Origin of the sequence: Campylobacter concisus, from assembly GCF_002913545.1 — a bacterium.
Taxonomy (GTDB): domain Bacteria; phylum Campylobacterota; class Campylobacteria; order Campylobacterales; family Campylobacteraceae; genus Campylobacter_A; species Campylobacter_A concisus_AV.
In genome coordinates, this window is the sequence record NZ_PPBR01000033.1 from 13,826 (window position 1) to 34,536 (window position 20,711).

Genomic DNA, 20,711 nt, shown 5'->3' on the forward strand with positions numbered 1-20,711 from the left:
TAAATTCCAAACTTAAAAGAGACTGCTATGAATTTCACACCACTTTTTGCAATATTTTTTATAATTGCAACTGGTTTTTTTGCTAAAAAAGTCGGCATTGTTGAGCAAAAGCACTCGATCCCTTTTGTGGATTTTGTCCTTTGTTTTGCAATGCCTGCGCTAATTTTCGACAAAATTTACCACGTAAATGTCGATGCCTCGCTTATAAACACGATCCTTATCGGCTTTGCCTCAACCGCCATTAGTGCCGCTTTGGCATTTGTCATAGGTAAGGTTTTTAAATTTACCAAAATAACAACCGTCAGTATGGTCATGCTAAGCCTTTTTGGTAACACACTATTTGTCGGTATGCCTGTCATTCAGGGCTTCTTTGGCGATGCGATGGTAAATGAGGTCATCTTTTATGATCAAATAGCCACTGGTATCCCGCTTTCGATCCTTGGACCACTCATCCTATCTTTTGCCGCACCAGAGAAGGTTTCGCTATTTCAAAATACAATGAAAATTTTAAAATTTCCACCATTTATCGCGCTCATTATGGGCCTTATCTTAAAAGAAGTCCCGCTTCCAGATTTTATCTTTGCGCCACTTAGGATGTTTGAAGGTAGCGTCACTCCAGTGGCACTTTTTGCGATCGGTGTTGGTCTTAACTTTAGTAGCATCACAAGCTCATATAAAGGCGTTAGCGTCGTGCTTTTGTGCAAGATGATCTTGCCAGCTATCGTATTTTTCATCATATTAAAAGTCTCAGGCATCCAGATGAGCAAAACTTGGGTCGTTGGCCTCTTTCAATGTGCGATGCCGACATCAGCCCTTGCAAGTGCGATGGTCATAAAAGCTGGGCTTGATAGCTCACTAGCCATCTCATCAGTAGCCATTGGTGTACTTTTTTCATTTATCACGTTACCAGTTATCTATTTTGTATTTGCGTAAATTCACACTTATTTCACACTAAGTGACTACAATTGCAACATAATTTAATTTAAAGGAGACTTTATGAAAAAGTTAATCTTAGTTGCACTTGGTGCTATGTTTATGTTTGGCGGTCTTGCAAATGCTACTGAAATGATGCAAAAGGACAAGATGGGCAAAGATGAGATGATGAAGAAAGAGCAGATGATGAAAGATGATATGTCTAAAAAACATCCTGTCAAAAAACACGAAGCTAAAAAAGAAGACATGGGCATGAAAGACGACATGAAAAAAGATGACATGGGCATGAAAAAAGACGACATGGGTATGAAAAAAGACGACATGGGTATGAAAAAAGACGAAATGAAAAAAGGCATGTAAAGGTGCTTAATGGTTAGAATTTTGCTCGTTGAAGATGATGAAATTTTACTTGATCTAATAAGCGAGTATCTGGGCGAAAATGGTTACGATGTCACCACTACAAACAATGCCAAAGACGCACTAGATCTTGCATACGAGCGAAATTTTGACCTACTTATACTAGACGTCAAACTCCCGCAAGGCGACGGCTTCTCCCTACTTTCATCGCTACGTGAGCTTGGCGTCACAACACCTAGCATATTTACCACCTCGCTAAACACCATAGACGACCTTGAAAAAGGCTACAAAAGCGGCTGCGATGACTATCTAAAAAAGCCATTTGAGCTAAAAGAGCTACTTATCCGCATGCAAGCTCTCATAAAAAGAAATTTCTCACACCAAAACGGCGAAGATATCAAAATTTTAGATGATCTTTGCTTTCACCCACAGAGCAAAACTCTAAGTAAAAACGGCGAAAATGTAAATATCTCGAGCAAAGAGAGCGACCTGCTCGCCCTATTTTTGCAAAACAAGGGCAAAATTTTAACCAAAGATGAAATTTTTAATAAAATTTGGAAATTTGACGAGGAGCCAAGCGAGCTTAGCCTTCGTGTATATATCAAAAATTTACGCCAAATTTTAGGCAAAGATGCCATTTTAAACAAGCGTGGAGACGGCTACATCTATGTCTGAAAAGACGCAAATTTTATTTAAAATTTTATCCCTATATCTTGTTAGCTCCGTGCTCTTTCTGGGCTATTTTTTCATAAATGACTATAAAAATAAAAAAAATGCGCTCATCTTAAACGAGGTCAAAATGCTAAAAGAGATAAAGATGGGCATTTACATGAAAGCTAGAATGAATGGACTTGACTCAATCTCAAGTCTAACAAAAGAAAAAGGCGTGCATGCTTGCATAGTGCTAAAAAATGATGAGAAAATTTACAAAGACTTTGACTGCCAAAAGATAGACAAAAGCAAAAATGTAAATTTGATCGGCGGTAAGGTCTCGATATTTGAAAAGATCCAATACATGGATGACAACGCCACAGACGAGCTATCGCACGCTGATATTTTTCTAGTTGGCAAAGATATCAAGGTTGAAATTTTATCTTTGCAAATTTCAACCACACTAAAGGCGCTCTTTTTCCTTTTCGCCCTGCTCTTCATCGCCTTTTACTTAGCAAAACTGAGCCTAAAGCCACTTTATGAAAAGATAGATACGCTAAATCACTTCATAAAAGACTCAACTCACGAGATAAACACGCCCCTAAGCGTCATTTCTATGAGCATAGAAACGGCTGATCTAGCGAGCCTAAATGAGCGAAATTTAAAGCGCTTTAACAACATCAGCCTTGCTGCAAAGAGCCTAGGCAGCATCTATGACGCGCTCGTTCATCTAAGCTTTAACCTAGATAAACCAAACAAAAAAGAGCTAATCGATCTAAATTTACTAACCACACAAAGACTTAGCTACTTCTCGCCATTTTTTGCCAAACGTGGGCTTAAGATAGATGCTAGCTTAAAACCAAGCTTCATAAACGCAGACCTTGAGGATATGAGCAAAATTTTAGATAATCTCCTTAGCAATGCTGCAAAATACGCAGCGCCAAATTCAAAGGTTAGCATCGTTTTAGAGCCAAATTTCTTTAGTATAAGCAACACTGGGCATGGCATAAGCAAAGAGGATCAGATGAAAATTTTTGATCGATACACGAGATTTAACGACGATCAAGGCGGCTTTGGTATAGGGCTAAATTTAGTAAAAGAGTGCTGCAAGAAAAACAACATCACCGTAAAATGCCAAAGCGAACTTGATGGCAAGACTACGTTTTCGCTCTCTTGGCAGAGTTAAATTTAAAACCACCCTACTCTAAATAATAAAATTTATTAAAAAAGAGAATTTGTGTCCAAAATTTATTTTTGATAAATTTTATTAATATTATAATCCTTTTACAAAATCTTAATCAAGGAGAAAAGTATGAAACTACTTGAAAAATACGGGCTTTTCATAAATGGTGAGTGGCGTGACGCAAAAGACGGCGCTACACTTGATGCCAAAAATCCAGCAAACGGCGAGCACCTTGCAAAGATCGCTGACGCTACCGAAGAAGATGTAAATGACGCAGTTCGTGCTGCACGTGAAGCTTTTAAGAAATTTAAACACACCACAATTAGCGAGCGAGCAAGGCTTTTAAACAAGATCGCTGATATCATTGATGAGCACAAAGAGCACCTTGCAAAGGTCGAGAGTATGGACAACGGCAAGCCAATCCGTGAGACGCTAAATGTCGATATCCCTTTTGCAGCCGAGCACTTTAGGTACTTTGCTGGCGTTATCATGGGCGAAGAAGGCAGCGCAAACGTGCTTGATGAAAAACAACTCTCTATCGTTTTGCGCGAGCCAATAGGCGTAGTGGGCCAGATCGTGCCTTGGAATTTTCCATTTTTAATGGCAGCTTGGAAGCTAGCTCCAGTTATCGCAGCAGGCGATGCGAGCGTGTTTAAACCTTCAAGCGAGACAAGCCTAAGCGTGCTTGAGCTATTTAGGCTGATAGATAAAATTTTGCCAAAAGGTTTGATAAACATAGTAACGGGCAGAGGTAGCAAGAGTGGCGAGTGGATCAAAAACCACCCAGGCCTTGACAAGCTAGCATTTACTGGATCAACCGAGATCGGCCGCGATATCGCCATAGCTGCGGCTCGTCGTATCATCCCAGCCACACTGGAGCTTGGTGGCAAGAGCGCAAATATCTTCTTTAGCGACGCAAATTTAGACAAGGCGCTTGACGGCCTTCAGCTTGGAATTTTGTTTAACCAAGGTCAAGTTTGCTGCGCGGGATCGAGAATTTTCGTAGAAGAGAGCTTTTATGACAAATTTATAGAGGCTGCGGTTAAGAAATTTAGCACCATAAAAGTTGGCGATCCGCTAGATCCTAGCACACAAATGGGCTCTCAGATCAACAAAAAACAAGCTGAGCAGATATTAGAGTACGTAGAAATCGGCAAAAAAGAAGGTGCAAAAGTGGCAGTCGGCGGCAAAGCCTACACTGCAAATGGTTGCGACAAGGGCGCATTTGTCGAGCCAACACTGCTAGTTGATGTGACAAACGATATGAGAGTGGCTCAAGAAGAAATTTTTGGACCAGTTGGCGTTGTCATCAAATTTAAAGATGAAGCCGAGCTTATCAAAATGGTAAATGACAGCGAATACGGCCTTGGTGGTGGAATTTTCACGCAAGATATCACAAAAGCGCTTCGCGTTGCAAGGTCTATGGAGACTGGCAGGGTCTGGATCAACACTTACAACCAAATCCCAGCAGGAAGTCCATTTGGCGGATATAAAAACTCAGGCATCGGTCGTGAGACGCACAAGATCATACTTGAGCACTACACTCAGATGAAAAACATCATGATAGACCTAACTGGCAAAGTTAGCGGCTTTTACGCACAGTGATTTTAGGGGGTTTTGCCCCCCCTACTTCTTTAAATTTCATAAATAAATTTTTCTTTCTAAATTTATCAGCAAATAACAATCTTTATTTTTAAGTTTAATAGACTAAAATTTGGCGCAAAGGAGAAAATTTGAGCGAGCAAATTTACATTATCGGCGACGTTCACGGCTGTTTTAATACGCTTTTAGAGCTTATCAAGCAGTTTCCAAACAAAGAAAAATCTCAAATTTGCTTTGTTGGCGACGTGATAGATCGTGGGCTTTTTAGCTGCGACGTGGTCGAGCTTATCATGCAAAATAACTATAAAATGGTAATGGGAAATCACGAGCGAAGACTACTTAGCAATAAATTTGAATTTCTAAACAACAAAGTGCCATTTGACAGGAGCTGGTTCTTTGGAAACGGCGGAGAAGAGACATATAGATCATATCTTGGGCAAAGCGTGGAGTTTAAGCAAAGGCATGTGGATTTTTTAGAAAGCAGGCCAGTTTATCTGGAATTTAAAGATTATAAAACCCAAAATGGCGAGCATCTAGTCGTCTCACACTCAGCCGTTGGCAATATGTGGGAGCTAAGAAATGACAAATATGCTAGCGAAGAGTTTAAAAGGCACCTACTCTCAGGCAGAGGCGACGAGATGCAAGTTAGTGGCATCTTTAACGTATATGGTCACACGCCAGTAAGAGAGGTAAAATTTTATAAAAATAGCGCAGATATCGATACAGGCTGCGTTTTTAATGAAGTTGGTTTTGATAAACTAAGTGCGTTAGAGTTTCCATCGATGAAAATTTATACGCAAAGAAATGTAGAGTCTTTTGAAAGGGGGAAAGAATATGGAGTTTTCACATCATAAAAACTCAAGTTTTGCTAGCAGGGTTGATAAATTTTGGAGCAAATTTGGTCAAAATTTAGATACCATCAAGCGTAATTTAGAGGATAAAAATTACGAAACAGCGAGCAAAATGACTGAAGAGGCGCTAAATTTATGTTTAGTAGATCCAACCTTTATGATAGGCCTTGTTAATGACAAGATCGATCTAGTGCTAACACCAGAAGGGATGAAATATAGGCTTTTTTGGCTTAAATTTATCAAATCACGCATGCCAAAAGAGTATGAAGCAAAGCTTACTTGCACGCTTGGCAAACAACGTGCACCGCGCGAAGTAGCCACTATACAGATGTATGGCGTGAGTGTTGATGCAAACGAGGTCATGGTCTATGCAAATTTTGAAGAAAAAAGCGTGGATATGTGCCTATACAATGAAACTTTGAGTAAGCTAAAAAGCGAAGATGAAAACAAGGCCTACACGCTAGCTTTCATACTTTGCGACAACGTTGTTGGCGAGACAGCGATGATAAACACACTTGGCGACTTTGAGATCGTAGATGAGCCAAGAGAAAAAGGCGTCGCGCTTACCGACTTTGCCGATCTTATAGATGATAAATTTGGCAAAGAGGCCTCGAGCGAACCGCTAAAGCAGTTTAGCTTTTATGAGCTTGAACCCCGCTCAGACGCACTAAGAGATGATGTATTTATGGGATATACGAGCCTAACCTCGCTACTAAATGAATACTATGACGGCAAAAGCGATATCTATAATGAAGCCTACGAGCTTGGCATAAATTTCTGCTTTTTAGTATTGTATCACGGCGGCGATGTGCAGTTTGGCGTTGATAGCAAAACTAAGATAGAAGATGAGCTTGAAACTAGCACTTTTTGCGAAGGCATGGGAGCAGCGACTGGCACTAAGCACTCTTACGTTGATCTTATCTGCTTTGATAAAGATGAGCTTGAGAAAAAGGTTAAAGAATTTAGCAAAGAGCTTGATATCAAGATAGAAATTTGCGAGTTTAAACGCTAGATACATAAAATTTTACGTAAAACAATACATATCCTGCTAGCTGGTAAATTTAAAATTGCCAGCTGGCAATAAATTTATCCTTTAAATTTAGAGCTATTTGAGAGATAGGCGCAAAATTTAAGCCCATATAAAAAGATGATCCACGAGATATATATCCACACAAAGAAGAAAAGCACAGCTGAAAACGAGCCATAGACGCTTAGATAGGTCTTGTTGTAAAGGACGTAATAGACAAAGGCTGACTTACCAAGATACCAAACGAGTGAGGCGGCAAACGAGCTAAAAAACGCGCTTTTAAATTTTATCTCGTCATTTACAGAGATGAGATATGTGACGCAAAATATCACCCAGATGATGAGATATGGCACGATGCTTAAGAAATTTATCCAGCTTGTAAATTTAGTCGAGTTTAGCATCTCTTGCACAAGGCTTGAGAGGTAAAAACTGCCAGCAAGTCCGAGTGGTGCAAGTGTGATAAGCGTCCAGTACGAGCTAAGTGCCGACCAAAAGCCCCTAGCTTTGCTAGCTCTTGTCACTTTTAAGACTACGTATTCATAATCGCTAAAAAACATAGCTGAAGTAAATATCATCGCCACAAAGCCAACTATGCCTAAATTTCCGCTATTTTGGAGGAAATTTTGCAAGTAGTTTGAGATGATCTCTTGGTTGCTTGGCAAAAGAGCTGAGAAGACAAAGTCTTGAATTTTGGCGTAATAATCCTCAAAGCTAGGCAGTTTTGTAAAGATAGAAAACGATATAAGAAGTATCGGTATGATCGATAAGATCGTGTGAAAACTAAGGCTTGCAGCGTAGTGAAAGAGTTCTTTGTCCTTAAGAGCAGCTAGCAAATTTAAACCACTCTTTAAATCGCTCTTGCTTAAGGACAAACGGCTCATTTATCAGTTATCTTCTTCAAAAAGTTTTTCGTAGTGAGCGTCGTAGTTGTTGATGTGCTCGCTATTTAGCTTCCAAAATACAGTGTCTATGTCGCTAACTCTTGTATAAAATGGTAGTTGATAGTACTCAACCTCGCCAGTTTTAAACTCTTTTAGCACCTTAAAGCTTTGACAATCAGCAAAAACGCTTCTGCCATCCATCGCGACAAAGATAAGACCAGCTGCACTTTGAGCACACATCTTTCTAAAGTCATCTCTGCTTGGATTTGGCTTGTATTCGTAGCTTAAGTATGCTCCGACAAGGTCTGGATGGATAAATATCATATTAGGAAATGCACCCAAAACCTCTTCATAAATTTCTTTATTTGGCACGACGATTAGCGAGCGGTTATAAAGGTAGTTTAGCACGACTATATCGCCACTTGCAGGTGCGATGCCAGGGAGCGGGAGAGCCTTTTGCTCAAGCAGGTCAAACACCTCAAATCTCACCTTCGCAAAGCCGGCATTTTTTGAGACAACGCTCACTCTTGCGATGATAGAGCTATCAGTGTCAAATTTATGAAGCACAACGCCGCTTGATCCGATCAAAATTTCAGGACTATCAACTATCGTTGCTGTGCCGTCACTCTCAACGCTAATAAGAGGAGTTCTATACTCATTTAAAGAAAAATCAGCCCCAAAAGCAAAGCCAAAAAACAGCGATAAAATAACGATTATACGTTTCAAAAATATCTCCTAAGTTTAAATTTTTAGAGCGATTATAGCCTAAAATGCTTTATCTTTTGCAAAATTAAAGCAAGTTTTAGTTAAAATCCCTCCCAGCTTTTTAAAAGGATATCGATGCCTCGTATTTTTGTGATTTTTGCAATATTATGTATAAATTTATATGCCATAAAACCAACTGTCGATGAGCTTAGTTGGCCAAATGGCAGCAGCTTTTTAAATTTCCTAGAGACAAATAAAATCCCACTTTCACTTTACTACAACCTAGCAAGCGAAGATCAAGAGCTAACAGAAGAGATCATCGCTGGCACAAAATATCAAATTTACAAAGACGATAACGGCGAGGTTAAGCAAGCCCTCATCCCTGTTAGTGACGAGCTTCAGATACATATTTATAGAGATGACAAGGGCAAATTTCAGCTTGAGTTTATCCCGATCTTATACCAAAGCGAAGATAAAGTTTTAGCCCTAAAAGTCGATAAATCAGTCTCTGAAGATATCTTTGACTACACTGGCTCTGGCACGCTAGCGCTTGGTTTCAAAGAGGTTTTTAGCGGCAGCGGGATCGATTTTAAAAAGATAAACAAAGGCGATACGATCGCTATCGTTTATAACCAAAAACTACGCATGGGACGCTCTTTTGGCACACCTGAAATTTACGCAGCGATGATAGAGACTAAAAACAAACGCTACGTGATGTATAAATTTGAAGATAAATTTTATGATAAAAATGGCAAGAAAAATGATAAATTTTTGCTCGTTCGCCCTCTTGCAAACGCTAGGATCACATCAAATTTCACTCTAAAAAGATGGCACCCGATCCTTCAAAGATATAGAGCGCACCTTGGAGTTGATTACGGTGCTCCAAAAGGCACACCGATCAAGGCTGCAGGCGATGGTACGGTCAAATTTGTCGGACAAAAGAGCGGTTATGGTAGAACCGTCATCATCTCTCACGCTGGCGGCTACGAGACACTTTACGCACACCTAAATGGCTTTGCAAAGGGCATAAGAAGCGGTCTTAAAGTAAAACAAGGCACGCTAATAGCATACGTTGGCACAAGCGGCATGAGCACTGGCCCACACTTGCACTTTGGCCTCTATCTAGGTGGCAAGCCGATCAATCCAGAAAGCGCCATCAAGGTCGTAAAAAATATAGAAGACAAGAAAGAATCGGCTAAATTTAAAGCAGTCATAAATAGAAATGATGAGCTGATAAGACAAGCTCTAAGCAACGACAAAGAGTATCACAAGGTGGAATTTTTCCCTAACGTAATAGATTTTTAAAGGTAAAACTTGAGCCAAGAACTAGAAGAAGCAAAAGAGCTGATAGATCAGCATTTAGATGAAAATTTAGAAGACGGCGAGCTCTCCCCTTACGAGCTAGCCCAGCATCTTAAAACACTTAAAAAGCACGATGAAGAGCTTTTTGCCAAGTACCTTGAAAAGCTAGATCCTGAAATTTTGGGTGACGTGGCGATAGAATTACCTGATCACATGCTAAAAGACGTGATCGACACGCTCCCAGCTGAAAAGATCGTAGAAGCGCTTGAAGAGCTAGAGAGTGACGATGCGACCGACCTACTTCAATACATCGAGGATATCGACGAAGACAAAGCTAGAGAGCTTTTTAACGAGCTAGATAAAGAAAATCAAAACGAAATTTTAAGACTTAGAAGCTACGATGAGGATAGAGCTGGTGCGCATATGCAAACAGAGCTATTTTCAGCTCATCTTGAAGAGAAGCTTGGCAGCGCAGTTGCAAGACTAAGACAAGAGAAGCAAGAAGGCAAACTAGAAAATGTCTCACAGCTTTTCATCATCGATAAAAATAGCGTCTTGCAATACGCCATCCCACTTGAAGATCTCATCCTCTTTGACTTTACAAAGACGCTAAAACAAAATATCGAATCAACCCAGATCGATCACTACAAGCCTCACATGGCAAACGATATGGATCTCATGCAAGATGTCGCTGATATGTTTCAAGAGTACGATCTAAACGTTATCGCAGTTACAAGTAGCACTGGAATTTTGCTAGGTCGTATCACGTATGATGATATCCACGACTACATCCAAGAGAGCGCAACAGAGCAAATTTATAACCTAGCTGGCGTTGATGACGAGTCAGAAGAGGACGATACGCTATTTAAAGCGGGTCGTGGCCGTGCGGTTTGGCTTGGTGTAAATTTACTAACAGCACTTTTTAGCTCATCTATCATCGGACTTTTTGATGAGACGATCGCAGCTTACGTCGCACTTGCCGTGCTTATGCCAATAGTTGCTTCAATGGGTGGCAACACTGGCACGCAAGCACTTGCCGTTACGGTTCGTCGTTTGGCACTTGGCGAGATAGAATTTAAAGATGCAAAGAGCGTTTTAAGGCGTGAGGTGACGATCTCACTCGTAAATGGCCTCATCTTTGGCGCTATCATGGGCGTCATAGCCGCTGTTTGGTTTGACAAAGGCATGCTTGGCGTGGTCATTAGCCTTAGCATGGTTACAAATTTATTCTTTGCTGGCTTTTTTGGCACGATCATACCTTTGACGCTAAGGCGCTTTAACATCGATCCTGCCGTTGGCTCGGCGGTCATTCTTACTACATTTACTGATGCGATAGGATTTTTTAGCTTTTTAGGACTTGCAAAATGGATACTACTATAACAAATTTAGAAATTTTACCTCTTGGTGAGTCAAAATACCTAAAGCCATTTAAGATGAAATTTAAACAAAATGGCTTGCAAAGGGACTGGGACTGCGTAAAAGTGATGAATAGCGTCAGTATATTTTTATATCACGAGCAAAAAGATGCATTTTTGTTTGTCAAGCAGTTTCGCCCAGCTGTTTGGTACTCGCAAGAAAAAGAAGGCATCAAAATAAATGAGCAAGGCTTTACTTATGAGCTTTGCGCAGGGCTTATGGATAAGGGACTAAGCGAAGAGCAGACCGCTAGAGAAGAGGCAGTCGAAGAGGTCGGATACGAGCTAAAAGAGATGGAGCGCATCACGATGACGTATGGCGCTTTTGGCTTTGGTGGCAACATGCAAACGATGTTTTACGCAAAGATCGATGAGAGCATGAAGGTAAATGCAGGCGGTGGCGTCGATGGCGAGGATATCGAGCTAGTTTTTATAAAACGAGAAGATATGATGAAATTTGCCTTTGACGAGAGCAAGGTCAAGGGCTTTGGGCTCATCTTTGCCTACTTGTGGTGGGAAAAATTTAAAGGCTAAAAAGAGACCTTTTTGATAAGCGCAAAGACAATAACCGCCACAACAAAAATGCCAACTAAAATAATATAATCCGACATAAGAAACCTTTACGTTTAAAATTTACACTATTGTAACTAAAATTTTAACAAAATAAGAACTTTATAACCGCACATATCATAAAATAATCAAAAATTATAAGGAGAAAATGATGAGCGAAAACGAAACTCTTTTTATCAACCGCGAATTAAGCTGGCTACGCTTCAACTCAAGGGTGCTCGCTCAGTGTGAAAAGGATATACCTTTACTTGAAAAGCTAAAATTTATAGCCATTTATATGACAAATCTTGATGAATTTTATATGATAAGAGTGGCTGGACTAAAGCAGCTCTTTGCAGCTGGTGTGACGACAAGCAGCAGCGATGGCATGAGCCCACTTGATCAGCTAAGAGAGATCAGAAAATATCTTCAAGATGAGCAAAATTTGGTCGAAGCTCACTATAAAAGCACCGTCGATGCGCTTAGCAAAGAGGGTCTTTTTATCAAAAACTATGACGAGCTTGATGATAGCTTAAAGCAAAAATGCGACGAATACTTTTTCTCAAACATCCTGCCAGTCATCGTGCCAATCGCTGTTGATGCGACACATCCATTCCCTCACCTAAACAACCTTAGCTTCTCGCTAGCCGTAAAACTTGCTGATATCGAGCATCCTGAAATTTTAAAATACGGCATGATAAGAATTTCAAGAGTTTTGCCAAGATTTACCCAGCCAAGTAGTAACGTCTTCGTGCCGATTGAGACGATCGTGCACCGCCATGCAGAAGAAATTTTCCCAGGATATAAGCTTATTAGTTCGGCTGCTTTTAGAGTGACAAGAAACGCTGATATCGTCATCGAAGAAGAAGAGGCGGATGACTTTATGATGATACTTGAGCAAGGGCTAAAGCTTCGTAGAAAAGGGGCTTTTGTGCGTATGCAGATAGATAAAGACGCTGACGCTGATATCTTAGAGTTTTTAAATTTTCACATGAAAATTTTTCATAAAGATATCTACTTTTCAAGCATCCCGCTCACACTTAGCTCTCTTTGGGAGATAGCTGGGAGCAAGAACTTTAGCCACCTAGCAAACCCGCCCTACGCCCCAAAAACCCTGCCTCCATTTGGCAACGGCGTCTCAATCTTTGATGCCATAGATAAAGAGGATGTGCTGCTAGTTCATCCATTTGAGAGCTTTGATCCAGTCGTTAGCTTTATAAGAGAGGCTAGCAAAGATCCAAAGGTGATCTCGATACGCATGACGCTTTATAGGGTCGATAAAAACTCGCCGATCATTCAAAGCCTGATAGACGCTGCAAGCGACGGCAAACAAGTAACTGTAATGGTCGAGCTAAAAGCGAGGTTTGATGAAGAAAATAACCTCCACTGGGCAAAGGCACTTGAAGATGCTGGCGCACACGTGATATATGGCATCACAGGCTTTAAAGTCCATGCAAAAGTTAGCCAAGTGATCCGCCAGATCGGCGATAAACTCAAATTTTACATGCACTTTGGCACTGGCAACTACAACGGCAGCTCAGCTAAAATTTACACTGACGTGAGCCTATTTACGAGTAAAGAGGAATTTAGCCAAGATACAACCTCGTTTTTTCACATCCTCTCAGGATATAACAAAAACCGCCGTCTAAACGCCCTTAGCATGTCGCCATTTCAGATAAAAGAGCGCATCATCGAAAAGATAAGAGTGGAGGCTAGCAAAGGTAGCGAGGGCAGGATCATCGCCAAGATGAACGCGCTAATAGATGAAGACGTGATAAACGAGCTTAGCCGTGCTTCAAACGCAGGCGTGAAGATCGACTTAATCGTCCGAGGTGTGTGCGGACTAAGACCTGGCGTAAAAGGCAAAAGCGAAAACATCAGAGTTCGCTCGATCATCGGCAAATACTTGGAGCATGCTAGAATTTTATATTTCAAACACGCCAATCCAAAAATTTACATCTCAAGCGCTGACTGGATGCCACGAAATTTAGAGCGCCGCTTGGAGCTCATGACGCCTATCTTTGAGCCAAGACTTCAAGAGAGACTGCTTGAAATTTTAGAGCTTCAGTTAAGCGATAACGACCTAGCATTTGAGCTACAAAATAACGGCGAATACACGAAAGTAGCTAGACGCGAGGGCGAAAAAGTGATCTCTTGCCACGAAGTTTTAGAAAACTACATCTCTAAAATTTACAAATCCGTCAAAAAAGACACAGACAAAGCAAAAGCAGATATGCTTGCAAGCAAGCTTTTAAAAGAGAGCTAAAAAATAAATGGCTTTTAAATTTAAGTTTAGAAGCCATTTTTACCATAAATCCTAAATCTTAAATCCAAATTTTTAAAATTTCATATACTTTAAATTTACATTTTAAGCCTTTGTAGTGCTAACTTTTATCACATAATAATTTTTATATATAAATTACTCATAAAATTTCATAATTAATTATCGAATTTTATATTTTAAATATTACATAAGCATAGGCGTTATAATATTTAAACAAATTCCAAATCAAAGGAGGCTTTATGAAAGAGAGTAGTGATACTAAAAAACTCGTCATCGGTACGATCACTCTTGCAATTGCGATCGTTTTCTTTGGAGGTTTTTTACAAAACACCTATGGTGGCATCTTTGACTTTAGCAAACTTGCTGGTCAATTTCCAGAATGGTTTAAAACAGGAAGTGGCACTAGCGCAAAAGGTGGCTTTTTATTTGCCCTTAGTCTTGCCCCTGCTGTCATGCTCGCACTTGGCTTTGTTGCTATTTTTGAGAAATACCATGCACTTTACGCAGCTTCAAGACTGCTAACGCCTGTTTTAAAGCCACTTATTGGCATACCAGGATGTTGCTCTATCTCTTTGATAGCAAGCACACAAAGCACCGACGCAGGCAGCTCAACGGCTAAATTTTTGCGTCAAGATGGCCTCATCTCACACAAAGAGCTTCTCATCTTTGCAGCGTTTCAGTTTAGCGCTGGTGCGATGATCACAAATTTCTTATCTTCATTTGCTCCGGTTTTACTAGTGACTGACAAAGCTGGCAACACAGCCCCTGCTACCATAGCCATGGTGCTTGGCATAGTCTTTGTCTTTAAAATTATTGGAGCAAATTTGATGAGACTTTATGTCAAAAAATTTGTCAAAGATGATGAGGAGTAAGAGATGACTGAAAATAAACTAATAACCGACGTATTTGTAGAGGGCGCTAGAAAAGGCTGGGACATCGCCGTAAAAAACACCATCCCAAACGTGCTTATGGCCTTTGTCATCATCCATATCCTAAAAGTATCTGGCGCGCTTAGCGTGATAGGCAAATTTCTAGGATTTATCATGCTTCCACTTGGTCTTCCAGGTGAGTCCATAGCCGTTTTCATGGCTGCATTTTTGAGCTGGGGCGGCTCAGCAGGCGTGCTAGTCGCACTTGTGGGAGATGGTACGCTAAATGCAAACGATATCGCTGTCTTGCTTCCCGGCATGGCGCTAGTTGGCTCGACTGTGCAGTACATGGGGCGAGTTTTAGGCGTGCTTGAAGTACCAGGCAGACACTATCTCGTACTTTTTGGAATTTGCATTCTAAATGCCTATTTAGCGATGTTTGTGATGAGCTTGATCGTATAAGGATTAAAGATGAAAGATAGTGAAATAGACAAATATTTGGCCGATCTAAAGGAGCTAACCGACATCGAAAGCCCAACTTCAAGCATCGACGGCGTAAATGAAGTTGCGGCTTGGTTTAAAAAAAGAGCCGAAATTTTAGGCTTAAAAAGCAGAAGCATAGAGCTTGGCACCGACAAGGTCGCTCCTTGCCTTTTCATCTCAAACGACCTTGAGGCAAAAAGCTACGACTTTTTATTCATCGGGCACATGGACACCGTTTTTCCTGTGGGCACAAAGGCTGAAGTGCCATTTAGCAAGATAGATGAGCGCATAAATGCACTTGGCGCGATCGACGATAAAGGCGGCAGCCTGCTCTCGCTTTACGTCATCAAAGAGCTTGATCTTAGCAAACTAAAGATCGGTCTCTTTTTAAACTCACACGAGGAGACTGGCTCAAATTTCGCCAAAGACGCCATAAGAGAGCTAGCCAAGAAGTCTCGCTATGCCCTAGTCGTCGAGCCTGCAAGAGAAGATGGCTCGATGGTAGCCACTAGAAAAGGCGTGATCTCTTATGTGTTAAATTTCCGTGGTGTTAGCGCGCACGCTGGCAACCACCCAGAGCGCGGCCGTTCGGCTGTGGTGGAGGCTGCAAATTTCATCGTTGAGCTCTCAAAACTCACTGATTTTAAGGCAGGCCATACATTTAATAGCATAATGACAAAAGGTGGCGACGCCCAAAACGTCGTGCCAGACTTTGCTAGCGTGACATTTGAGATGAGATATCGCCACGCTAGCTCGGTGGAGTTTTTGCATAAGAAGATGGATGAAATTTTATCTCATCCGATAGTGCCAGAAGTGAGCTGTGAGCGCATACTCATAAACGAAGAAGGGCCGATGATAGACGAGGTAAATTTACCAAATATCAAAAAGGTCTTTGACGAGGCTGCGAAGGCCACTGGCACAAAGGTCACTTGGGTCGATGCTGGCGGACTAAGTGATGGCAACATCAGCGCATCAGTAGGATGTCCTACGATAGACGGCCTTGGTCCAACTGGCGGCAACATGCACACAAAAAACGAGTATCTAGAGATAAACTCAGTCGTCAAAAAGTGCAACCTCATAGTTGAAGCGATCAAAAAACTTTCGTAGTTTAGGCAAGCTATATGCTTGCCTAATTTTTAAATTTATAACGAAGTAGTAGTCAAAACCTACCCAAATATCTCAAATTTATGAAACAGCTCTGGCTCATCTTTTACCACGCCTCGCTTCACAAGCTCAGCCACCACTTCGCGCTCGCAGTCAGTTTGCATAGGCCAGCCACGCGTGTAGCCCTCAAGCTCACTCTTGCTCGTCGCATCCACGCAGAAATTTTCACCATCGATATTATTTCTCACGCGCCAAAGCAGCATATATTGGTTTTCTAGGTAGTTTTGCATATCCACTACGACTAGAAGCTTGAAAAACTCCCTAAATTCCAAAAGCTTAAAAAATAGCTCTTTTACAGGGCGATCTTTTTCAAATTTAATCACACAAATAGGTGTTTTACTCTGCTTTTTAAACTGCCTAAGCTCCTTAACATTTGGCGCAACGCTTTGAAATTTAGCCAAAAGTTTATCGTTGCTTAAAACCGTAAATTTAACTCCAAATTTAGCCAGCAGCTTTAACAAAAAGAAATTTATTCAATTTAACGCAAGCTCTAAATTTAGCTACAAAAGCAACCCGCCTAGTAAACTACGTCATCAGTAGCGACGGCTTGGCTATGCTCATACAAAAACAGGCATTCACGAGAAATTTATCACAATGGCAACGTTGTTTTAAGGCTTTTACAAAGATCGGCGTGCGCGCTGATAGACCGCGGCGTTATTGAAAATATGAGATGATCGCAAATCGTGAAAAGATAGACGATCTCGTTTAAATAGGTCATAGCTAAATCAGATTTCTAAATCCCAGCCAAGAGGCTTAAATTTAAACCAGCCCTACTCCAAAGCTTTTAAAACTGACTCTGGTTTTAGCTTTACGCTTGGGGCATTTTTGCTAAAGCTTATGAGATCCTCTGTCGTTTGGATACTAAAAGGTAGGCGCGTTAGGCAGACTTTAAAGATTTCAGCTGCTGCTACCGCGTCATTTAGGGCTCTGTGGTGGGTGTTGTTTATGCCAAGGAGTTCTTTTAGCGAGCCAAGGCCGTATTTTTGCGAGGCGATGGTGCGGCGGCTAAGATCGATGGTGCAAAGCTTTCTGTTTAGCAGTATGCCAAGACCGATCTCATTTAGACTATGCGAGATAAATCCGTAGTCAAAATTTACGTTGTGGGCGATAAAAACGCTAGTTCCAAGAAAAATTTTAAACCGCTCCAGCACGTTTAGCAAATTTGGCGCACCGACTAGATCGCTTGCTCTTATGCCAGTTAGCTCCGTGATATTTTCAGGCACCACACTAGCTGCCACAAAGCTTTCAAAGCGCCCTATTTCAGTGCCATTTTTCATTTTTATAGCGCCTATTTCGATGATCTGGCCATTTGTCGTGCCACCAGTCGTTTCGATATCAACCACGCAAAATTCCTGCTCGCTAATATCTCTAAATCTCGTGCCAAGCTCGATCTCGTTGCTTTCATTTCTAGTGATGTCAAGCCCGAGAGTTCGCCACATATCAAGGTCTCGCACATCAATGAGCGATGAAATTTCCTCGATATCACTAAATTTCAAGATAAACTCGTGATAGCCTAAATTTTGCCTAGCTAAAATTTCAATGCTATTTTCTAAATGCTGTTTTTTTGGTTTCAAAACTCAAGCTTTATGGCGCGAATGGCTTGTTCGTATGAATTTGATGAAAAGATATAGCTGCCAGCCACCAAGACATCAGCTCCAGCCTCTTCAAGATCAGGCGCATTTAGTCCATTTACGCCGCCATCTACTTCGATGAGGCACTTGGCGTTTTTGCGCTCTATTAGCTCTCTTAGCGCCCTTGTTTTCTCAAGCACGACTGGCATAAATTTTTGACCACCAAAGCCGGGATTTACGCTCATTAATAGCACCATATCGACTTCATCTATGATATGCTCGATCGCACTAACTGGCGTGTGTGGATTTAGCACGATGCCAGGACTTACGCCGTTTTTTCTGATGTGATCGATGAGCCTTAATGGATGCTTCTCTTCTTCTATGTGAAAGGTTAGAAATTTTGGCTTTAGCGGCAAGAAAAGGTCGGCAAAAAATGAGTTATTTTCAACCATCAAATGAATATCAAGTGGCTTTGTAGCAGCCTTTGCAACGGCACTTACCACGACTGGCCCGATGGTTAAATTTGGCACAAAATGCCCATCCATAACATCAACATGCACCAGATCGCACCCAGCCTCGCAAATGGCTCTTATCTCAGCTGCCAAATTTCCAAAATCAGCCGACAAAATACTAGGTGCAACGTACATTTTAAATCCTTATTTACTTATAAATATAAAGCCCGTCTCCCCATCTTTCACATTTAGTCTGGTTATAATCCCTACACTACTACGATCAAAAAACATTTCATCAGCCAGAAACTTAGGTAGGCTAACTTTTACTTCTATCTCTTTTTGCCAGAGTTGGGCTAAAATTTTATTTGTAATGATACTAAAAATTTGAGAATATCCGCTTAAATAACCATCTAAATCATCTTCATCTGACATAAATATTGAACAAATTTTATCAAGTCTTTGTTTTTTTAACCCAAACAATATTCTAATATCAATATCGCCATAAAATTGGACACAAACACGCAAGAATTCGCATTCGTCTTCTATATCAAAGGTGCCGGCTTTTGTATCTACACACAAAGTGTCTTGCTCAACCAAAGACGAAATCGTCTTACTCACACATTGTATAACATAAGGTGAAATTTGTGTAGCTGCTTTACTTATATTTATTGGCTCTATATCAAAAGTTCTCTTTTCAAGATATAAAACAGAATTATCTTTATAAAAATCATACAAATTTTTATATATTAATATGTTTGAGCCCTTCAAATTTGTTGTCAATTCGTTTGACAAATTTACTTCATTGACACCACAAAGCGATATAAAAGCACCATTTTTTTGAGCAGTATTTGCAAGGTTGATTAAAAAATTTGCACCTCTTATATTTAAAGCACATGCGATATTTACCCATAAGATAAAAAATTTATATCCGATTCTTAGCATAATATTATGCGTTTCTAGATCAAAATTCTCCACAAAGTCTGAGTCTATAAATCCTCGCACAGAATAAATTACAATCCCGCCTTTTATAAATGTATCTATTCGCTTTTGGCTTAATTTAACATGGTTTAGTGGCGATACCACACAAGTAAACGAACTTTTTTTACTATTAAATTCGTTAATATCTTTTGCTTCCACTACATCATATGTACGGTCTTTTAAATATTCTGCCAGATAGTGCCTATACTGCTCAGTTGGGTTATAAACAAGCACTTGAGAATTTGTCTCACTTATAAATTTATTTAGAAACAAATCAGCAATTAGCTCGCTTTCAAAAAGTGAAATGTTTAGGATATTTTTTACAGTTTTGATCATTAGTTCATAAAAAATCTCATTGTAATCGCAAATAGCAAGTGTAATACCAAGTTTCTGCGCTTCTTCGCTTAAATTTTCAATAGCTCCGCTAAGCCAAAGAGGGCTAAAAAAAGTAACATTTTTTAAAGAAAGCAATATAGCATCAACATTGCGCGAAGATATTTGACTAATATGCTTATCGCTTAGTTTTAACGGAGCCATATTTACTTCTAAAAATCCAAATGGCCTCACAATGGCTATTGAGCCGTTAAATGTCAGCTTCATTTTTGTAGCGCTTTTTTTATAAATATTATGCTTTGCATATCTGCATGAACACTAACATCTAAAATTTTATCAATGCCAAACTCATAAAACTCAGGTCTGCTGGCTTCATAAGAAAGTAAAATTTTAAAATAGTAAAGCATTTTTCGATCATCTTCACTCAGTGAATTTTGTTCCATATTCATCGCTTTTAGCACGATCTCCCAAAGGCTAAAGCCGTACCTCTTTTGTAAAATTTTATTGTAGCTTACATCGGAGTATAAAACTATATCAGAAACAGGATATGGATACATCGAGAAAATTTTTTCGCAAATTATCAGGCAAGCCAAAGAATAAGAAGCCAATGGCAGATAGGCACGAAATTTATCATCAAAAGTATTTATGATCCTTACCCAATCAGATAAAATTTTAGAGTTGAATTCGATTAAATCAATAATTTTTAAATTAAATACTCTGTAAGTTTTAGGAGATTTTAAAAATATAAAATAAGAAAGCACGATTGATCTAAAAAGATCGATACCTAGCATATTTGCTGCTACTGTTATATCTTTGCCATCATAAGGAATTTCAAGCTTGATACGTTTAAAGACAGATTCAAAATAGACCCTAAATGAAGCTGTGTTTTCCAAAATAGCACTTGCTGCAACCAAATCACCAGTAATCAAACATTGCTCTACTTTATCAAAAAGGCTTGGCATCTGTAAAACAATATCAACATTTTTTTCTATTAATTCTCTACTAAGCATACTAAATCACTTAAAATTACTAAAAATTTTTAATTTTTTTATAATAATATAATAAAAAATATTATTTTAACTAGATTATGAATAAAAATCAACTTAATCTTTAACAAAAAA

General features: G+C 39.9%; 21 protein-coding genes. 14 read left to right on the forward strand and 7 right to left on the reverse strand.

Annotation, left to right across the window (positions count from 1 at the left end):
• The first annotated feature begins 27 nt into the window (after positions 1 to 27).
• From CYP05_RS02025 to CYP05_RS02055, 7 genes are all read left to right on the forward strand, one after another.
• Complete coding sequence (locus CYP05_RS02025; protein ID WP_009293909.1) at positions 28 to 933, forward strand: AEC family transporter; 906 nt, start codon at positions 28 to 30, stop codon at positions 931 to 933.
• A gap of 63 nt (positions 934 to 996) precedes the next feature.
• The gene (locus CYP05_RS02030) at positions 997 to 1,293 is read left to right on the forward strand and encodes a pyruvate kinase (RefSeq protein WP_103641845.1); all 297 of its coding nucleotides are present in this window, start codon (positions 997 to 999) and stop codon (positions 1,291 to 1,293) included.
• Between the two features lie 9 nt (positions 1,294 to 1,302).
• On the forward strand, positions 1,303 to 1,965 hold the full coding sequence (locus CYP05_RS02035; protein ID WP_103641846.1) for a response regulator transcription factor: 663 nt from the start codon (positions 1,303 to 1,305) through the stop codon (positions 1,963 to 1,965).
• Complete coding sequence (locus CYP05_RS02040; protein ID WP_103641847.1) at positions 1,958 to 3,127, forward strand: sensor histidine kinase; 1,170 nt, start codon at positions 1,958 to 1,960, stop codon at positions 3,125 to 3,127. The genes CYP05_RS02035 and CYP05_RS02040 overlap by 8 nt, the downstream gene beginning before the upstream one ends.
• A gap of 126 nt (positions 3,128 to 3,253) precedes the next feature.
• On the forward strand, positions 3,254 to 4,729 hold the full coding sequence (locus tag CYP05_RS02045; RefSeq protein ID WP_103641848.1) for an aldehyde dehydrogenase family protein: 1,476 nt from the start codon (positions 3,254 to 3,256) through the stop codon (positions 4,727 to 4,729).
• Between the two features lie 128 nt (positions 4,730 to 4,857).
• Positions 4,858 to 5,580 (forward strand): metallophosphoesterase, encoded by a 723-nt coding sequence (locus CYP05_RS02050; protein ID WP_103641849.1) that lies wholly within the window; start codon positions 4,858 to 4,860, stop codon positions 5,578 to 5,580.
• Positions 5,561 to 6,589, forward strand: coding sequence for a hypothetical protein (locus CYP05_RS02055; protein ID WP_103641850.1), 1,029 nt, complete (start codon positions 5,561 to 5,563; stop codon positions 6,587 to 6,589). Before CYP05_RS02050 ends, CYP05_RS02055 begins: the two co-directional genes overlap by 20 nt.
• A 74-nt stretch (positions 6,590 to 6,663) precedes the next feature.
• Here the strand turns inward: CYP05_RS02055 and CYP05_RS02060 are convergent, their stop codons facing one another.
• Both CYP05_RS02060 and CYP05_RS02065 read right to left on the reverse strand, forming a co-directional pair.
• Positions 6,664 to 7,485, reverse strand: a complete 822-nt coding sequence (locus tag CYP05_RS02060) for a YihY family inner membrane protein (protein WP_002942744.1) — start codon at positions 7,483 to 7,485, stop codon at positions 6,664 to 6,666.
• Between the two features lie 3 nt (positions 7,486 to 7,488).
• Positions 7,489 to 8,211, reverse strand: coding sequence for a plasminogen-binding N-terminal domain-containing protein (locus CYP05_RS02065; protein WP_002942758.1), 723 nt, complete (start codon positions 8,209 to 8,211; stop codon positions 7,489 to 7,491).
• Positions 8,212 to 8,325: 114 nt separating this feature from the next.
• Between CYP05_RS02065 and CYP05_RS02070 the strand changes: the two genes are divergently transcribed.
• The 7 genes from CYP05_RS02070 to CYP05_RS02100 all read left to right on the forward strand — a co-directional run bounded on the left by CYP05_RS02070 (position 8,326) and on the right by CYP05_RS02100 (position 16,199).
• Positions 8,326 to 9,495 carry a peptidoglycan DD-metalloendopeptidase family protein gene (locus tag CYP05_RS02070; protein WP_087581705.1) on the forward strand — a complete coding sequence of 390 codons (1,170 nt, stop codon included), beginning with the start codon at positions 8,326 to 8,328 and terminating at the stop codon, positions 9,493 to 9,495.
• A 9-nt stretch (positions 9,496 to 9,504) separates the two neighbouring features.
• Positions 9,505 to 10,872 carry a magnesium transporter gene (gene mgtE / locus CYP05_RS02075; protein WP_103641851.1) on the forward strand — a complete coding sequence of 456 codons (1,368 nt, stop codon included), beginning with the start codon at positions 9,505 to 9,507 and terminating at the stop codon, positions 10,870 to 10,872.
• The gene (locus CYP05_RS02080) at positions 10,857 to 11,441 is read left to right on the forward strand and encodes an NUDIX domain-containing protein (protein ID WP_103641852.1); all 585 of its coding nucleotides are present in this window, start codon (positions 10,857 to 10,859) and stop codon (positions 11,439 to 11,441) included. Before mgtE ends, CYP05_RS02080 begins: the two co-directional genes overlap by 16 nt.
• Before the next feature lie 163 nt (positions 11,442 to 11,604).
• Positions 11,605 to 13,722 carry an RNA degradosome polyphosphate kinase gene (locus tag CYP05_RS02085; protein WP_256372124.1) on the forward strand — a complete coding sequence of 706 codons (2,118 nt, stop codon included), beginning with the start codon at positions 11,605 to 11,607 and terminating at the stop codon, positions 13,720 to 13,722.
• A gap of 257 nt (positions 13,723 to 13,979) precedes the next feature.
• On the forward strand, positions 13,980 to 14,612 hold the full coding sequence (locus tag CYP05_RS02090; RefSeq protein ID WP_009293921.1) for a nucleoside recognition domain-containing protein: 633 nt from the start codon (positions 13,980 to 13,982) through the stop codon (positions 14,610 to 14,612).
• 3 nt (positions 14,613 to 14,615) lie between these two features.
• Positions 14,616 to 15,071 (forward strand): YjiG family protein, encoded by a 456-nt coding sequence (locus CYP05_RS02095; RefSeq protein WP_103641853.1) that lies wholly within the window; start codon positions 14,616 to 14,618, stop codon positions 15,069 to 15,071.
• 9 nt (positions 15,072 to 15,080) lie between these two features.
• Positions 15,081 to 16,199, forward strand: a complete 1,119-nt coding sequence (locus tag CYP05_RS02100) for a M20/M25/M40 family metallo-hydrolase (protein ID WP_103641854.1) — start codon at positions 15,081 to 15,083, stop codon at positions 16,197 to 16,199.
• 59 nt (positions 16,200 to 16,258) lie between these two features.
• Here the strand turns inward: CYP05_RS02100 and CYP05_RS02105 are convergent, their stop codons facing one another.
• From CYP05_RS02105 to CYP05_RS02125, 5 genes are all read right to left on the reverse strand, one after another.
• Positions 16,259 to 16,717, reverse strand: coding sequence for a hypothetical protein (locus CYP05_RS02105; RefSeq protein WP_258031493.1), 459 nt, complete (start codon positions 16,715 to 16,717; stop codon positions 16,259 to 16,261).
• Between the two features lie 309 nt (positions 16,718 to 17,026).
• Positions 17,027 to 17,830, reverse strand: a complete 804-nt coding sequence (locus CYP05_RS02110) for a 3'-5' exonuclease (RefSeq protein ID WP_103641855.1) — start codon at positions 17,828 to 17,830, stop codon at positions 17,027 to 17,029.
• On the reverse strand, positions 17,827 to 18,474 hold the full coding sequence (gene rpe / locus CYP05_RS02115; protein WP_103641856.1) for a ribulose-phosphate 3-epimerase: 648 nt from the start codon (positions 18,472 to 18,474) through the stop codon (positions 17,827 to 17,829). Before rpe ends, CYP05_RS02110 begins: the two co-directional genes overlap by 4 nt.
• Before the next feature lie 9 nt (positions 18,475 to 18,483).
• Positions 18,484 to 19,857, reverse strand: coding sequence for a prephenate dehydrogenase (locus CYP05_RS02120; RefSeq protein WP_103641857.1), 1,374 nt, complete (start codon positions 19,855 to 19,857; stop codon positions 18,484 to 18,486).
• Complete coding sequence (locus CYP05_RS02125; protein ID WP_103641858.1) at positions 19,854 to 20,600, reverse strand: hypothetical protein; 747 nt, start codon at positions 20,598 to 20,600, stop codon at positions 19,854 to 19,856. The genes CYP05_RS02120 and CYP05_RS02125 overlap by 4 nt, the downstream gene beginning before the upstream one ends.
• Positions 20,601 to 20,711 lie beyond the last annotated feature (111 nt).

Coding starts and splice junctions, on each gene's coding strand:
- CYP05_RS02025 (WP_009293909.1), top strand. CDS start 28: ATGAATTTCACACCACTTTTTGCAATATTTTTTATAATTGCAACTGGT.
- CYP05_RS02030 (WP_103641845.1), top strand. CDS start 997: ATGAAAAAGTTAATCTTAGTTGCACTTGGTGCTATGTTTATGTTTGGC.
- CYP05_RS02035 (WP_103641846.1), top strand. CDS start 1,303: ATGGTTAGAATTTTGCTCGTTGAAGATGATGAAATTTTACTTGATCTA.
- CYP05_RS02040 (WP_103641847.1), top strand. CDS start 1,958: ATGTCTGAAAAGACGCAAATTTTATTTAAAATTTTATCCCTATATCTT.
- CYP05_RS02045 (WP_103641848.1), top strand. CDS start 3,254: ATGAAACTACTTGAAAAATACGGGCTTTTCATAAATGGTGAGTGGCGT.
- CYP05_RS02055 (WP_103641850.1), top strand. CDS start 5,561: ATGGAGTTTTCACATCATAAAAACTCAAGTTTTGCTAGCAGGGTTGAT.
- CYP05_RS02060 (WP_002942744.1), bottom strand. CDS start 7,485: ATGAGCCGTTTGTCCTTAAGCAAGAGCGATTTAAAGAGTGGTTTAAAT.
- CYP05_RS02070 (WP_087581705.1), top strand. CDS start 8,326: ATGCCTCGTATTTTTGTGATTTTTGCAATATTATGTATAAATTTATAT.
- CYP05_RS02080 (WP_103641852.1), top strand. CDS start 10,857: ATGGATACTACTATAACAAATTTAGAAATTTTACCTCTTGGTGAGTCA.
- CYP05_RS02090 (WP_009293921.1), top strand. CDS start 13,980: ATGAAAGAGAGTAGTGATACTAAAAAACTCGTCATCGGTACGATCACT.
- CYP05_RS02095 (WP_103641853.1), top strand. CDS start 14,616: ATGACTGAAAATAAACTAATAACCGACGTATTTGTAGAGGGCGCTAGA.
- CYP05_RS02100 (WP_103641854.1), top strand. CDS start 15,081: ATGAAAGATAGTGAAATAGACAAATATTTGGCCGATCTAAAGGAGCTA.
- rpe (WP_103641856.1), bottom strand. CDS start 18,474: ATGTACGTTGCACCTAGTATTTTGTCGGCTGATTTTGGAAATTTGGCA.
- CYP05_RS02120 (WP_103641857.1), bottom strand. CDS start 19,857: ATGAAGCTGACATTTAACGGCTCAATAGCCATTGTGAGGCCATTTGGA.
- CYP05_RS02125 (WP_103641858.1), bottom strand. CDS start 20,600: ATGCTTAGTAGAGAATTAATAGAAAAAAATGTTGATATTGTTTTACAG.